Here is a 16,307-nt window from a genome sequence, read left to right on the forward strand (position 1 = left end):
TTCGTCATTACTAGATAAATTTGCATTCGCAAAATATCTGTTTTGACGCAATCAAAAAGTTGCTGATGGCACGGTGCACAAACCTTGATTTATGCTTTCCACCAGCAACGCTGATTTCGACTCTATGAATTTTTAAAGAACAGCCTATTGATCAAAGATCAATATAAAATCAGTCTGATGCAGACTGCTTTTATATTGAATTTTGTTTTTTCGCTTCCACTCTGCTTTTGCTCCGCTTGCGCTTCACATCTGCTGAGCCAACGATTATAGCACCTTCCGGCGCCATCTTTTTTGGTGGAGGATGACGGGATCGAACCGACGACCCCCTGCTTGCAAAGCAGGTGCTCTCCCAGCTGAGCTAATCCCCCGGGATCCTCGAACCAGACATTGGAATCTTGGTGGGTCTAGTTGGGCTCGAACCAACGACCCCTGCGTTATCAACACAGTGCTCTAACCAGCTGAGCTACAGACCCATTCCACTCCTGGCCATCATCGATTTCTCGACTTCAACCAGACTTGGCTTGTTCCAACAACCGATAAGTGTGGACGTTCAATTTTAAGCAGCGTTTTTCCAGAAAGGAGGTGATCCAGCCGCACCTTCCGATACGGCTACCTTGTTACGACTTCACCCCAGTCACGAACCCCGCCGTGGTAAGCGCCCTCCTTGCGGTTAGGCTACCTACTTCTGGCGAGACCCGCTCCCATGGTGTGACGGGCGGTGTGTACAAGACCCGGGAACGTATTCACCGTGACATTCTGATCCACGATTACTAGCGATTCCGACTTCACGCAGTCGAGTTGCAGACTGCGATCCGGACTACGACTGGCTTTATGGGATTAGCTCCCCCTCGCGGGTTGGCAACCCTTTGTACCAGCCATTGTATGACGTGTGTAGCCCCACCTATAAGGGCCATGAGGACTTGACGTCATCCCCACCTTCCTCCGGTTTGTCACCGGCAGTCCCATTAGAGTGCTCAACTGAATGTAGCAACTAATGGCAAGGGTTGCGCTCGTTGCGGGACTTAACCCAACATCTCACGACACGAGCTGACGACAGCCATGCAGCACCTGTGTTACGGCTCTCTTTCGAGCACGAATCCATCTCTGGAAACTTCCGTACATGTCAAAGGTGGGTAAGGTTTTTCGCGTTGCATCGAATTAAACCACATCATCCACCGCTTGTGCGGGTCCCCGTCAATTCCTTTGAGTTTCAACCTTGCGGCCGTACTCCCCAGGCGGTCAACTTCACGCGTTAGCTTCGTTACTGAGTCAGTTAAGACCCAACAACCAGTTGACATCGTTTAGGGCGTGGACTACCAGGGTATCTAATCCTGTTTGCTCCCCACGCTTTCGTGCATGAGCGTCAGTGCAGGCCCAGGGGATTGCCTTCGCCATCGGTGTTCCTCCGCATATCTACGCATTTCACTGCTACACGCGGAATTCCATCCCCCTCTGCCGCACTCTAGCCTTGCAGTCACAATGGCAGTTCCCAGGTTGAGCCCGGGGATTTCACCACTGTCTTACAAAACCGCCTGCGCACGCTTTACGCCCAGTAATTCCGATTAACGCTTGCACCCTACGTATTACCGCGGCTGCTGGCACGTAGTTAGCCGGTGCTTATTCTTACGGTACCGTCATGACCCGAGGATATTAGCCTCAGGCTTTTCGTTCCGTACAAAAGCAGTTTACAACCCGAGGGCCTTCATCCTGCACGCGGCATTGCTGGATCAGGCTTTCGCCCATTGTCCAAAATTCCCCACTGCTGCCTCCCGTAGGAGTCTGGGCCGTGTCTCAGTCCCAGTGTGGCTGGTCGTCCTCTCAGACCAGCTACAGATCGCAGGCTTGGTAAGCCTTTACCCCACCAACTACCTAATCTGCCATCAGCCGCTCTAGTAGCACAAGGCCCGAAGGTCCCCTGCTTTCATCCGTAGATCTCATGCGGTATTAGCCACTCTTTCGAGTAGTTATCCCCCACTACTAGGCACGTTCCGATGTATTACTCACCCGTTCGCCACTCGCCACCAGACCGAAGTCCGTGCTGCCGTTCGACTTGCATGTGTAAAGCATGCCGCCAGCGTTCAATCTGAGCCAGGATCAAACTCTATAGTTCGATCTTGAATTTAAAGTCTTTCGACTGCTCATTCACTTGACGGAAATCAGAAGATAAATCTTCTTCATTACTGTTTTTGTGAACGTTTGATAACTCCGAAGAGTTTGTTCCGTAGAACTGGCTGCTTGCCACCAAACGCCCACGCTTATCGGCTGTATTTTTTTAAGGATCTGAATTCAAAAACCGGTAAAACCGATTCAAATTTCTTGCTTTGCTGCGATCAGCGAAGCCTTAGATTTTAGCACAGTTTTCACTGCACTTTTAAAACGTTTTTGCGTTTTCTTCTCACCCCTCTTTTTGAAGAGAGAGAAGAAAACGCCTGGCGTGAGCCAGGCGTTTTGGCGTAAGAGCCTGACGATGACCTACTTTCACACGGGAACCCGCACTATCATCGGCGCAAAGTCGTTTCACTGTCCTGTTCGGGATGGGAAGGAGTGGTACCAACTTGCTATGGTCATCAGGCATAAACTTTTTGTCAGATTAATCGGCTGCCATTAACTTCTTAATGACTTCCCTCTCAATCCAACGAATTCATAGAGTCTCAATCAGCTTTTCGATTGCGCCTTTTCGGCATAACTTGAATGTCCGTCTCCAGATCATTCAGTCTTAAATTCTGAGCTAAACCCAAAGTTATAGGGTCAAGCCGCACGGGCAATTAGTATTGGTTAGCTTAACGCATTACTGCGCTTCCACACCCAACCTATCAACGTCGTGGTCTACAACGACCCTTCAGGGGGCTCAAGGCCCCGGCAGATCTCATCTTGAAACGAGTTTCCCGCTTAGATGCTTTCAGCGGTTATCTCTTCCACACTTAGCTACCCTGCGATGCCACTGGCGTGACAACAGGTACACCAGAGGTGTGTCCACTCCGGTCCTCTCGTACTAGGAGCAGGCTTCCTCAAATCTGCAGCGCCCACGGAAGATAGGGACCAAACTGTCTCACGACGTTTTAAACCCAGCTCACGTACCTCTTTAAATGGCGAACAGCCATACCCTTGGGACCGACTACAGCCCCAGGATGAGATGAGCCGACATCGAGGTGCCAAACACCGCCGTCGATATGAACTCTTGGGCGGTATCAGCCTGTTATCCCCAGAGTACCTTTTATCCGTTGAGCGATGGCCCTTCCATACAGAACCACCGGATCACTATGTCCTGCTTTCGCATCTGCTCGACTTGTCAGTCTCGCAGTTAAGCACGCTTATGCCATTGCACTATCGTCACGATGTCCGACCGTAACTAGCGTACCTTCGAACTCCTCCGTTACGCTTTGGGAGGAGACCGCCCCAGTCAAACTGCCTACCATGCACTGTCCCCGATCCAGATAATGGACCTAGGTTAGAACCTCAAACGCACCAGGGTGGTATTTCAACGTTGGCTCCATGCGATCTAGCGACCGCACTTCAAAGCCTCCCACCTATCCTACACAGATCCGTTCAAAGTCCAATACAAAGCTACAGTAAAGGTTCATGGGGTCTTTCCGTCTTTCCGCGGGGAGATTGCATCATCACAAACATTTCAACTTCGCTGAGTCTCAGGAGGAGACAGTGTGGCCATCGTTACGCCATTCGTGCAGGTCGGAACTTACCCGACAAGGAATTTCGCTACCTTAGGACCGTTATAGTTACGGCCGCCGTTTACTGGGACTTCAATCAAGAGCTTGCACCCCATCATTTAATCTTCCAGCACCGGGCAGGCGTCACACCCTATACGTCCACTTTCGTGTTTGCAGAGTGCTGTGTTTTTATTAAACAGTCGCAGCCACCAATTTTTTGCAACCCCTTTGAGCTCCATTTGTACAACTTCACTTACTTGGGGTACACCTTCTCCCGAAGTTACGGTGTCAATTTGCCGAGTTCCTTCTCCTGAGTTCTCTCAAGCGCCTTAGAATACTCATCTCGCGCACCAGTGTCGGTTTGCGGTACGGTCGTATGTAGCTGAAGCTTAGTGGCTTTTCCTGGAAGCAGGGTATCACTCACTTCGTGTGCAAGCACACTCGTTATCACCCCTCATCTAAGCCTGGCGGATTTGCCTACCAGGCACGACTACAGGCTTGAACCAACATATCCAACAGTTGGCTGAGCTAACCTTCTCCGTCCCCACATCGCACTACATATCGGTACAGGAATATTGACCTGTTTCCCATCAGCTACGCATCTCTGCCTCGCCTTAGGGGCCGACTTACCCTACGCCGATGAACGTTGCGTAGGAAACCTTGCGCTTACGGCGAGGGGGCTTTTCACCCCCTTTAACGCTACTCATGTCAGCATTCGCACTTCTGATACCTCCAGCATCCGTTACCAGACACCTTCACAGGCTTACAGAACGCTCTCCTACCACGTGCAATAAATTGCACATCCGCAGCTTCGGTAACTGGCTTAGCCCCGTTACATCTTCCGCGCAGGACGACTCGATCAGTGAGCTATTACGCTTTCTTTAAATGATGGCTGCTTCTAAGCCAACATCCTGACTGTTTTAGCCTTCCCACTTCGTTTCCCACTTAGCCAATTTTAGGGACCTTAGCTGGCGGTCTGGGTTGTTTCCCTCTTGAGTCCGGACGTTAGCACCCGGTGCTCTGTCTCCCAAGCTGTACTCGTCGGTATTCGGAGTTTGCATAGGTTTGGTAAGTCGCCATGACCCCCTAGCCTAAACAGTGCTCTACCCCCGACGGTAATACTTGAGGCACTACCTAAATAGTTTTCGGAGAGAACCAGCTATTTCCAAGTTTGTTTAGCCTTTCACCCCTATCCACAGCTCATCCCCTAATTTTGCAACATTAGTGGGTTCGGACCTCCAGTACCTGTTACGGCACCTTCATCCTGGCCATGGATAGATCACTTGGTTTCGGGTCTACACCCAGCGACTAGTCGCCCTATTCGGACTCGATTTCTCTTCGCCTCCCCTATTCGGTTAAGCTTGCCACTGAATGTAAGTCGCTGACCCATTATACAAAAGGTACGCCGTCACCCCTAAGGGCTCCGACTTTTTGTAAGCATACGGTTTCAGGATCTATTTCACTCCCCTCCCGGGGTTCTTTTCGCCTTTCCCTCACGGTACTGGTTCACTATCGGTCGATGATGAGTATTTAGCCTTGGAGGATGGTCCCCCCATATTCAGACAGGGTTTCTCGTGCCCCGCCCTACTTGTCTGCAGCCTAGTACCACCGATCGGTTTTCACATACGGGACTATCACCCACTATGGTTGGCCTTTCCATGCCATTTTGTTAACCGCTCGACTATCACTGCAAGGCTCTTCCGAATTCGCTCGCCACTACTATCGGAATCTCGGTTGATGTCTTTTCCTCTGGGTACTTAGATGTTTCAGTTCTCCAGGTTCGCTTCGAGCACCTATGTATTCAGTGCACGATACCTCTTGCGAGGTGGGTTCCCCCATTCAGAAATCTCCGGATCAAAGCTTATTTGCCAGCTCCCCGAAGCTTATCGCAGGCTATCACGTCTTTCGTCGCCTATCATCGCCAAGGCATCCACCATATGCTCTTAGTCACTTGACCCTATAACTTTGGATTCTCTTGCGAGAACCGAAGCTCTAGATTTCAAAGACTGGTGAGGTCTTGCACCTCACGCGTTATGCCGTAATGTGAATATCTTTGGCTGCATCTTTCGACGCAGCTTAGAGAATATTCGTCATTACTAGATAAATTTGCATTCGCAAAATATCTGTTTTGACGCAATCAAAATGTTGCTGGCGGCACGGTGAGAAGTAGATCGAATCTCTTCTCTTTCCACCAGCAACGCTGATTTCGACTCTATGAATTTTTAAAGAACAGCCTATTGATCAAAGATCAATATAAAAGCAGTCTGCTTCAGACTGCTTTTATATTGAATTTGGTTTTTCGCTTTTACTCTGCTTTTGATCCGCTTGCGCTTCACATTTGCTGAGCCAACGATTATAGCACCTTCCGGCGCCATCTTTTTTGGTGGAGGATGACGGGATCGAACCGACGACCCCCTGCTTGCAAAGCAGGTGCTCTCCCAGCTGAGCTAATCCCCCGGGATCCTCGAACCAGACATTGGAATCTTGGTGGGTCTAGTTGGGCTCGAACCAACGACCCCTGCGTTATCAACACAGTGCTCTAACCAGCTGAGCTACAGACCCATTCCACTCCTGGCGGTCATCGATTTCTCGACTTCAACCAGACTTGGCTTGTTCCAACAACCGATAAGTGTGGACGTTCAATTTTAAGCAGCGTTTTTCCAGAAAGGAGGTGATCCAGCCGCACCTTCCGATACGGCTACCTTGTTACGACTTCACCCCAGTCACGAACCCCGCCGTGGTAAGCGCCCTCCTTACGGTTAGGCTACCTACTTCTGGCGAGACCCGCTCCCATGGTGTGACGGGCGGTGTGTACAAGACCCGGGAACGTATTCACCGTGACATTCTGATCCACGATTACTAGCGATTCCGACTTCACGCAGTCGAGTTGCAGACTGCGATCCGGACTACGACTGGCTTTATGGGATTAGCTCCCCCTCGCGGGTTGGCAACCCTTTGTACCAGCCATTGTATGACGTGTGTAGCCCCACCTATAAGGGCCATGAGGACTTGACGTCATCCCCACCTTCCTCCGGTTTGTCACCGGCAGTCCCATTAGAGTGCTCAACTGAATGTAGCAACTAATGGCAAGGGTTGCGCTCGTTGCGGGACTTAACCCAACATCTCACGACACGAGCTGACGACAGCCATGCAGCACCTGTGTTACGGTTCTCTTTCGAGCACGAATCCATCTCTGGAAACTTCCGTACATGTCAAAGGTGGGTAAGGTTTTTCGCGTTGCATCGAATTAAACCACATCATCCACCGCTTGTGCGGGTCCCCGTCAATTCCTTTGAGTTTCAACCTTGCGGCCGTACTCCCCAGGCGGTCAACTTCACGCGTTAGCTTCGTTACTGAGTCAGTTAAGACCCAACAACCAGTTGACATCGTTTAGGGCGTGGACTACCAGGGTATCTAATCCTGTTTGCTCCCCACGCTTTCGTGCATGAGCGTCAGTGCAGGCCCAGGGGATTGCCTTCGCCATCGGTGTTCCTCCGCATATCTACGCATTTCACTGCTACACGCGGAATTCCATCCCCCTCTGCCGCACTCTAGCCTTGCAGTCACAATGGCAGTTCCCAGGTTGAGCCCGGGGATTTCACCACTGTCTTACAAAACCGCCTGCGCACGCTTTACGCCCAGTAATTCCGATTAACGCTTGCACCCTACGTATTACCGCGGCTGCTGGCACGTAGTTAGCCGGTGCTTATTCTTACGGTACCGTCATGACCCGAGGATATTAGCCTCAGGCTTTTCGTTCCGTACAAAAGCAGTTTACAACCCGAGGGCCTTCATCCTGCACGCGGCATTGCTGGATCAGGCTTTCGCCCATTGTCCAAAATTCCCCACTGCTGCCTCCCGTAGGAGTCTGGGCCGTGTCTCAGTCCCAGTGTGGCTGGTCGTCCTCTCAGACCAGCTACAGATCGCAGGCTTGGTAAGCCTTTACCCCACCAACTACCTAATCTGCCATCAGCCGCTCTAGTAGCACAAGGCCCGAAGGTCCCCTGCTTTCATCCGTAGATCTCATGCGGTATTAGCCACTCTTTCGAGTAGTTATCCCCCACTACTAGGCACGTTCCGATGTATTACTCACCCGTTCGCCACTCGCCACCAGACCGAAGTCCGTGCTGCCGTTCGACTTGCATGTGTAAAGCATGCCGCCAGCGTTCAATCTGAGCCAGGATCAAACTCTATAGTTCGATCTTGAATTTAAAGTCTTTCGACTGCTCATTCACTTGACGGAAATCAGAAGATAAATCTTCTTCATTACTGTTTTTGTGAACGTTTGATAACTCCGAAGAGTTTGTTCCGTAGAACTGGCTGCTTGCCACCAAACGCCCACGCTTATCGGCTGTATTTTTTTAAGGATCTGAATTCAAAAACCGGTAAAACCGATTCAAATTTCTTGCTTTGCTGCGATCAGCGAAGCCTTAGATTTTAGCACAGTTTTCACTGCACTTTTAAAACGTTTTTGCGTTTTCTTCTCACCCCTCTTTTTGAAGAGAGAGAAGAAAACGCCTGGCGTGAGCCAGGCGTTTTGGCGTAAGAGCCTGACGATGACCTACTTTCACACGGGAACCCGCACTATCATCGGCGCAAAGTCGTTTCACTGTCCTGTTCGGGATGGGAAGGAGTGGTACCAACTTGCTATGGTCATCAGGCATAAACTTTTTGTCAGATTAATCGGCTGCCATTAACTTCTTAATGACTTCCCTCTCAATCCAACGAATTCATAGAGTCTCAATCAGCTTTTCGATTGCGCCTTTTCGGCATAACTTGAATGTCCGTCTCCAGATCATTCAGTCTTAAATTCTGAGCTAAACCCAAAGTTATAGGGTCAAGCCGCACGGGCAATTAGTATTGGTTAGCTTAACGCATTACTGCGCTTCCACACCCAACCTATCAACGTCGTGGTCTACAACGACCCTTCAGGGGGCTCAAGGCCCCGGCAGATCTCATCTTGAAACGAGTTTCCCGCTTAGATGCTTTCAGCGGTTATCTCTTCCACACTTAGCTACCCTGCGATGCCACTGGCGTGACAACAGGTACACCAGAGGTGTGTCCACTCCGGTCCTCTCGTACTAGGAGCAGGCTTCCTCAAATCTGCAGCGCCCACGGAAGATAGGGACCAAACTGTCTCACGACGTTTTAAACCCAGCTCACGTACCTCTTTAAATGGCGAACAGCCATACCCTTGGGACCGACTACAGCCCCAGGATGAGATGAGCCGACATCGAGGTGCCAAACACCGCCGTCGATATGAACTCTTGGGCGGTATCAGCCTGTTATCCCCAGAGTACCTTTTATCCGTTGAGCGATGGCCCTTCCATACAGAACCACCGGATCACTATGTCCTGCTTTCGCATCTGCTCGACTTGTCAGTCTCGCAGTTAAGCACGCTTATGCCATTGCACTATCGTCACGATGTCCGACCGTAACTAGCGTACCTTCGAACTCCTCCGTTACGCTTTGGGAGGAGACCGCCCCAGTCAAACTGCCTACCATGCACTGTCCCCGATCCAGATAATGGACCTAGGTTAGAACCTCAAACGCACCAGGGTGGTATTTCAACGTTGGCTCCATGCGATCTAGCGACCGCACTTCAAAGCCTCCCACCTATCCTACACAGATCCGTTCAAAGTCCAATACAAAGCTACAGTAAAGGTTCATGGGGTCTTTCCGTCTTTCCGCGGGGAGATTGCATCATCACAAACATTTCAACTTCGCTGAGTCTCAGGAGGAGACAGTGTGGCCATCGTTACGCCATTCGTGCAGGTCGGAACTTACCCGACAAGGAATTTCGCTACCTTAGGACCGTTATAGTTACGGCCGCCGTTTACTGGGACTTCAATCAAGAGCTTGCACCCCATCATTTAATCTTCCAGCACCGGGCAGGCGTCACACCCTATACGTCCACTTTCGTGTTTGCAGAGTGCTGTGTTTTTATTAAACAGTCGCAGCCACCAATTTTTTGCAACCCCTTTGAGCTCCATTTGTACAACTTCACTTACTTGGGGTACACCTTCTCCCGAAGTTACGGTGTCAATTTGCCGAGTTCCTTCTCCTGAGTTCTCTCAAGCGCCTTAGAATACTCATCTCGCGCACCAGTGTCGGTTTGCGGTACGGTCGTATGTAGCTGAAGCTTAGTGGCTTTTCCTGGAAGCAGGGTATCACTCACTTCGTGTGCAAGCACACTCGTTATCACCCCTCATCTAAGCCTGGCGGATTTGCCTACCAGGCACGACTACAGGCTTGAACCAACATATCCAACAGTTGGCTGAGCTAACCTTCTCCGTCCCCACATCGCACTACATATCGGTACAGGAATATTGACCTGTTTCCCATCAGCTACGCATCTCTGCCTCGCCTTAGGGGCCGACTTACCCTACGCCGATGAACGTTGCGTAGGAAACCTTGCGCTTACGGCGAGGGGGCTTTTCACCCCCTTTAACGCTACTCATGTCAGCATTCGCACTTCTGATACCTCCAGCATCCGTTACCAGACACCTTCACAGGCTTACAGAACGCTCTCCTACCACGTGCAATAAATTGCACATCCGCAGCTTCGGTAACTGGCTTAGCCCCGTTACATCTTCCGCGCAGGACGACTCGATCAGTGAGCTATTACGCTTTCTTTAAATGATGGCTGCTTCTAAGCCAACATCCTGACTGTTTTAGCCTTCCCACTTCGTTTCCCACTTAGCCAATTTTAGGGACCTTAGCTGGCGGTCTGGGTTGTTTCCCTCTTGAGTCCGGACGTTAGCACCCGGTGCTCTGTCTCCCAAGCTGTACTCGTCGGTATTCGGAGTTTGCATAGGTTTGGTAAGTCGCCATGACCCCCTAGCCTAAACAGTGCTCTACCCCCGACGGTAATACTTGAGGCACTACCTAAATAGTTTTCGGAGAGAACCAGCTATTTCCAAGTTTGTTTAGCCTTTCACCCCTATCCACAGCTCATCCCCTAATTTTGCAACATTAGTGGGTTCGGACCTCCAGTACCTGTTACGGCACCTTCATCCTGGCCATGGATAGATCACTTGGTTTCGGGTCTACACCCAGCGACTAGTCGCCCTATTCGGACTCGATTTCTCTTCGCCTCCCCTATTCGGTTAAGCTTGCCACTGAATGTAAGTCGCTGACCCATTATACAAAAGGTACGCCGTCACCCCTAAGGGCTCCGACTTTTTGTAAGCATACGGTTTCAGGATCTATTTCACTCCCCTCCCGGGGTTCTTTTCGCCTTTCCCTCACGGTACTGGTTCACTATCGGTCGATGATGAGTATTTAGCCTTGGAGGATGGTCCCCCCATATTCAGACAGGGTTTCTCGTGCCCCGCCCTACTTGTCTGCAGCCTAGTACCACCGATCGGTTTTCACATACGGGACTATCACCCACTATGGTCGGCCTTTCCATGCCGTTTTGTTAACCGGTCGACTATCACTGCAAGGCTCTTCCGAATTCGCTCGCCACTACTATCGGAATCTCGGTTGATGTCTTTTCCTCTGGGTACTTAGATGTTTCAGTTCTCCAGGTTCGCTTCGCATACCTATGTATTCAGTATGCGATACCTCTTGCGAGGTGGGTTCCCCCATTCAGAAATCTCCGGATCAAAGTTTATTTGCCAACTCCCCGAAGCTTATCGCAGGCTATCACGTCTTTCGTCGCCTATCATCGCCAAGGCATCCACCATATGCTCTTAGTCACTTGACCCTATAACTTTGGACTCTCTTGCGAGAATCTAAGCTCTAGATTTCAAAGACTGGTGAGGTCTTGCACCTCACGCGTTATGCCGTAATGTGAATATCTTTGGCTGCATCTTTCAATGCAGCTTAGAGAATATTCGTCATTACTAGATAAATTTGCATTCGCAAAATATCTGTTTTGACGCAATCAAAAAGTTGCTGATGGCACGGTGCACAAACCTTGATTTATGCTTTCCACCAGCAACGCTGATTTCGACTCTATGAATTTTTAAAGAACAGCCTATTGATCAAAGATCAATATAAAATCAGTCTGATGCAGACTGCTTTTATATTGAATTTTGTTTTTTCGCTTCCACTCTGCTTTTGCTCCGCTTGCGCTTCACATCTGCTGAGCCAACGATTATAGCACCTTCCGGCGCCATCTTTTTTGGTGGAGGATGACGGGATCGAACCGACGACCCCCTGCTTGCAAAGCAGGTGCTCTCCCAGCTGAGCTAATCCCCCGGGATCCTCGAACCAGACATTGGAATCTTGGTGGGTCTAGTTGGGCTCGAACCAACGACCCCTGCGTTATCAACACAGTGCTCTAACCAGCTGAGCTACAGACCCATTCCACTCCTGGCCATCATCGATTTCTCGACTTCAACCAGACTTGGCTTGTTCCAACAACCGATAAGTGTGGACGTTCAATTTTAAGCAGCGTTTTTCCAGAAAGGAGGTGATCCAGCCGCACCTTCCGATACGGCTACCTTGTTACGACTTCACCCCAGTCACGAACCCCGCCGTGGTAAGCGCCCTCCTTGCGGTTAGGCTACCTACTTCTGGCGAGACCCGCTCCCATGGTGTGACGGGCGGTGTGTACAAGACCCGGGAACGTATTCACCGTGACATTCTGATCCACGATTACTAGCGATTCCGACTTCACGCAGTCGAGTTGCAGACTGCGATCCGGACTACGACTGGCTTTATGGGATTAGCTCCCCCTCGCGGGTTGGCAACCCTTTGTACCAGCCATTGTATGACGTGTGTAGCCCCACCTATAAGGGCCATGAGGACTTGACGTCATCCCCACCTTCCTCCGGTTTGTCACCGGCAGTCCCATTAGAGTGCTCAACTGAATGTAGCAACTAATGGCAAGGGTTGCGCTCGTTGCGGGACTTAACCCAACATCTCACGACACGAGCTGACGACAGCCATGCAGCACCTGTGTTACGGCTCTCTTTCGAGCACGAATCCATCTCTGGAAACTTCCGTACATGTCAAAGGTGGGTAAGGTTTTTCGCGTTGCATCGAATTAAACCACATCATCCACCGCTTGTGCGGGTCCCCGTCAATTCCTTTGAGTTTCAACCTTGCGGCCGTACTCCCCAGGCGGTCAACTTCACGCGTTAGCTTCGTTACTGAGTCAGTTAAGACCCAACAACCAGTTGACATCGTTTAGGGCGTGGACTACCAGGGTATCTAATCCTGTTTGCTCCCCACGCTTTCGTGCATGAGCGTCAGTGCAGGCCCAGGGGATTGCCTTCGCCATCGGTGTTCCTCCGCATATCTACGCATTTCACTGCTACACGCGGAATTCCATCCCCCTCTGCCGCACTCTAGCCTTGCAGTCACAATGGCAGTTCCCAGGTTGAGCCCGGGGATTTCACCACTGTCTTACAAAACCGCCTGCGCACGCTTTACGCCCAGTAATTCCGATTAACGCTTGCACCCTACGTATTACCGCGGCTGCTGGCACGTAGTTAGCCGGTGCTTATTCTTACGGTACCGTCATGACTCTCCTGTATTAGAAGAGAGCTTTTCGTTCCGTACAAAAGCAGTTTACAACCCGAGGGCCTTCATCCTGCACGCGGCATTGCTGGATCAGGCTTTCGCCCATTGTCCAAAATTCCCCACTGCTGCCTCCCGTAGGAGTCTGGGCCGTGTCTCAGTCCCAGTGTGGCTGGTCGTCCTCTCAGACCAGCTACAGATCGCAGGCTTGGTAAGCCTTTACCCCACCAACTACCTAATCTGCCATCAGCCGCTCTAGTAGCACAAGGCCCGAAGGTCCCCTGCTTTCATCCGTAGATCTCATGCGGTATTAGCCACTCTTTCGAGTAGTTATCCCCCACTACTAGGCACGTTCCGATGTATTACTCACCCGTTCGCCACTCGCCACCAGACCGAAGTCCGTGCTGCCGTTCGACTTGCATGTGTAAAGCATGCCGCCAGCGTTCAATCTGAGCCAGGATCAAACTCTATAGTTCGATCTTGAATTTAAAGTCTTTCGACTGCTCATTCACTTGACGGAAATCAGAAGATAAATCTTCTTCATTACTGTTTTTGTGAACGTTTGATAACTCCGAAGAGTTTGTTCCGTAGAACTGGCTGCTTGCCACCAAACGCCCACGCTTATCGGCTGTATTTTTTTAAGGATCCGAATTCAAAAACCGGTAAAACCGATTCAGATTTCTTGCTTTGCTGCGATCAGCGAAGCCTTTTATTGTAGCACCGTTTTCAGCGATAGAGAGAAAGTTTTTTCTTCTCTATCGCTTAACAAGAAGTTCATCTCGTTCAGCGCAGCCTTGCATTGTACACAGAATTTTGCGCTTCTCGCAACTCACGCCAAGACGAGGCCAAAAAGAAGCCCGGCAGGCCAAGCCTGCCGGGCTTCTTTTCAAGCATCAGGCAGCGGCTTGCTCCAGAGCATCTATAAAGAGCGCCGCTACATCGCAGCCGGTTTGATCAAAGATTTCCTGGAAGCAGGTTGGGCTGGTGACGTTGATCTCTGTGACGTTATGACCAATGACGTCCAGACCGATCAGCAGCAGACCACGCTGCACCAGACGTTCGCCGATAAATTCCGCGATTGCCCGGTCCTGCTCGACCAGGGGCTGAGCCACACCCTTGCCGCCAGCCGCCAGATTGCCACGCACTTCATTGCCTTGCGGGATGCGAGCCAGACAGAAGGGCACGGGCTTGCCGCCAATGATGAGGACTCGCTTGTCGCCGTGGACGATGTCGGGCAGAAACTTTTGCACCATGACACTGGTGGCGCCGCCCTGATTCAGGGTTTCGATGATGCTGCCGAGGTTGCGCCCATCTTCCCCCACCCGGAAGATGCCCATGCCGCCCATGCCATCCAGAGGCTTGAGGATGATGTCTTTGTGCTCAGCGTGAAAAGCCCGGATGTCTTGCGCCTTGCGCGTGACCAGGGTTGGCGAGATGAACTGTGCAAACTCCATGATGGCCAGCTTTTCCGGGTGTTCGCGCAGGGCACTGGGCTTGTTGAAGACCTTGGCGCCTTCACGCTCGGCCTGGCTGAGCATATGCGTGGCGTAGAAGAACTCGGAGTCAAACGGCGGGTCCTTGCGCATGACGATGGCGTCGAAGTCGGCCAGCTCCACGACCTTGCTGTCTGTTTCGGAGAACCACAGGTTTTTGTCGCCGGTCAGAGAGATATAGCGCACCTGCGCCTTGACCTTGCCGCCGCTTTGCCAGGAAATGTCCTTGGGCTGGCAGGCCACGATCTGGTGGCCACGGCGCTGGGCCTCGCGCATCATGGCAAAGGTGGAGTCTTTGTAGATGACAAAAGATTCCAGAGGGTCTGCAACGAACAGTATTTGCATGGTGATGAACTCGTTTGCTCTATATATGAAGGGCATCATGCCCAGCATGGCATAACACTACAGAAGAATGGGATGGCTCAGGCCTTGCGAGCCCTGAAGCTCTGAATAAACAAGGCCAGACTGCCGGCAACCACGCCCCAGAAGGCAGAGCCCACGCCAGCGATGACTACGCCACTGAGCGTGACCAGAAAGGTAATGAGCGCCGCTTCACGGTGCTTTTCTTCCTTGAAGGCGGTTGCCATGCCGCCGCCGATGGAGCCCAGCAAGGCCAGGCCCGCGATGCAAGCCACCAGCTCTTTAGGGAAAGCGGTCAGCAGCCCTGTGACAACAGCGCCAAAGATGCCTATCAAAATATATAGCAGCCCGCACACGGCAGCAGCTGTGTAGCGCTTGTTTCTGTCTTCGTGTGCCTCATCACCCATGCAGATGGCTGCCGTGATGGCGCTGAGGTTGAGCGCATAGCCTCCAAATGGAGCCAGCAGCAAAGTGGCCACGCCCGTCATGCTGATGACTTTGGAGACAGGGATGGGGTAGCCCGTGGCCCGGATGACGGCTACGCCTGGCAGGTTCTGAGATGCCATGGTCACCACAAACAAGGGCAAGGCCAGGCTGACCAGCGCCTGCAGGGAGAACACGGGGGCGGTGTAAACAGGAATCGCCAGCCCAGCGTGTACGGCCGACCACTGCATCTGCCCCATCAAAGCCGCCCAGACAGTGCCCACCAGCAACGTGATGATGACGGCATAGCGCGCCGCGAAGCGACGAGACAGCAGGTAGGCCAGCAGCATGACCAACACCAGCGACAAATTGGTTTCTGCCGCCGAAAACGCCTGCATGCCGAACTTGGCCAGCACCCCTGCCAGCAGGGCAGACGCAATTTCCATGGGGATGCGGTTCATGATGCGCTCGAACCAGCCGGTAACGCCCACCAGGATGATGAGCGCCGCACTGACGATAAAGGCGCCAATGGCTTCACCCATGGAAAAACCTCCGGCCAGCCCCGCCGTTGCCAGAACTGCAGCGCCCGGGGTGGACCAGGCCACCATGACGGGCATGCGCAAGATCAGGGAGGGCACCAGTGAGCACAGGCCCATGCCCAGGCCCAGCGCCCAGATCCACGAGGTGATTTGCTGCGGCGTGGCATGAAACGCCTGTGCCGCCTGAAACACCAGAGCCACCGAACTGGTGAAGCCCACCAGCACCGCCACAAAACCTGCGGCCATGGCGGCAGGACTCAAGTCTTTGAAAAAGCGCATCTGCGCATTCTGGCATCAGGCCCACGCAAAGGCAGGCCATTTAGGTGACCGCGAATGGCGAGGCCCATCATCAC

Annotated in this window: 2 protein-coding genes, 6 tRNA genes and 7 rRNA genes; all 15 read right to left on the reverse strand. The window is 51.9% G+C overall.

The genetic code is table 11. The features are described 5' to 3' along the window. Positions 1–292 precede the first annotated feature (292 nt). The 15 genes from JDW18_RS21290 to JDW18_RS21360 all read right to left on the reverse strand — a co-directional run bounded on the left by JDW18_RS21290 (position 293) and on the right by JDW18_RS21360 (position 16,233). Positions 293–368: transfer RNA gene (locus JDW18_RS21290), tRNA-Ala, on the reverse strand. A gap of 28 nt (positions 369–396) precedes the next feature. Beyond that, positions 397–473: transfer RNA gene (locus JDW18_RS21295), tRNA-Ile, on the reverse strand. A gap of 102 nt (positions 474–575) precedes the next feature. Further along, positions 576–2,110, reverse strand: a 16S ribosomal RNA gene (locus tag JDW18_RS21300). A gap of 349 nt (positions 2,111–2,459) precedes the next feature. Then, positions 2,460–2,572: ribosomal RNA gene (rrf, locus tag JDW18_RS21305) — 5S ribosomal RNA — on the reverse strand. Positions 2,573–2,744: 172 nt separating this feature from the next. Next, positions 2,745–5,622 (reverse strand): 23S ribosomal RNA (locus tag JDW18_RS21310). 424 nt (positions 5,623–6,046) lie between these two features. Then, a tRNA-Ala gene (locus JDW18_RS21315) sits at positions 6,047–6,122 on the reverse strand. Between the two features lie 28 nt (positions 6,123–6,150). Then, a tRNA-Ile gene (locus JDW18_RS21320) sits at positions 6,151–6,227 on the reverse strand. A gap of 102 nt (positions 6,228–6,329) precedes the next feature. Then, a 16S ribosomal RNA gene (locus tag JDW18_RS21325) occupies positions 6,330–7,864 on the reverse strand. A 349-nt stretch (positions 7,865–8,213) separates the two neighbouring features. Then, positions 8,214–8,326, reverse strand: a 5S ribosomal RNA gene (gene rrf / locus JDW18_RS21330). A gap of 172 nt (positions 8,327–8,498) precedes the next feature. Continuing rightward, positions 8,499–11,376 (reverse strand): 23S ribosomal RNA (locus JDW18_RS21335). A gap of 421 nt (positions 11,377–11,797) precedes the next feature. After that, a tRNA-Ala gene (locus JDW18_RS21340) sits at positions 11,798–11,873 on the reverse strand. 28 nt (positions 11,874–11,901) lie between these two features. Next, positions 11,902–11,978, reverse strand: a tRNA-Ile gene (locus JDW18_RS21345). A gap of 102 nt (positions 11,979–12,080) precedes the next feature. Continuing rightward, positions 12,081–13,615, reverse strand: a 16S ribosomal RNA gene (locus JDW18_RS21350). Together the 16S, 23S and 5S rRNA genes with 6 tRNA genes alongside form the textbook arrangement of a ribosomal RNA operon. Positions 13,616–14,032: 417 nt before the next feature. Beyond that, entirely contained in the window at positions 14,033–14,977 is a 945-nt protein-coding gene (gene gshB, locus JDW18_RS21355; protein WP_218241583.1) for a glutathione synthase, read from the reverse strand. Between the two features lie 77 nt (positions 14,978–15,054). Continuing rightward, the gene (locus JDW18_RS21360; RefSeq protein WP_218241584.1) at positions 15,055–16,233 is read right to left on the reverse strand and encodes a benzoate/H(+) symporter BenE family transporter; all 1,179 of its coding nucleotides are present in this window, start codon (positions 16,231–16,233) and stop codon (positions 15,055–15,057) included. Positions 16,234–16,307: the final 74 nt, after the last annotated feature.

This window comes from Comamonas fluminis, assembly GCF_019186805.1.
In the GTDB taxonomy this organism is placed as follows: Bacteria; Pseudomonadota; Gammaproteobacteria; order Burkholderiales; family Burkholderiaceae_C; genus Comamonas; species Comamonas fluminis.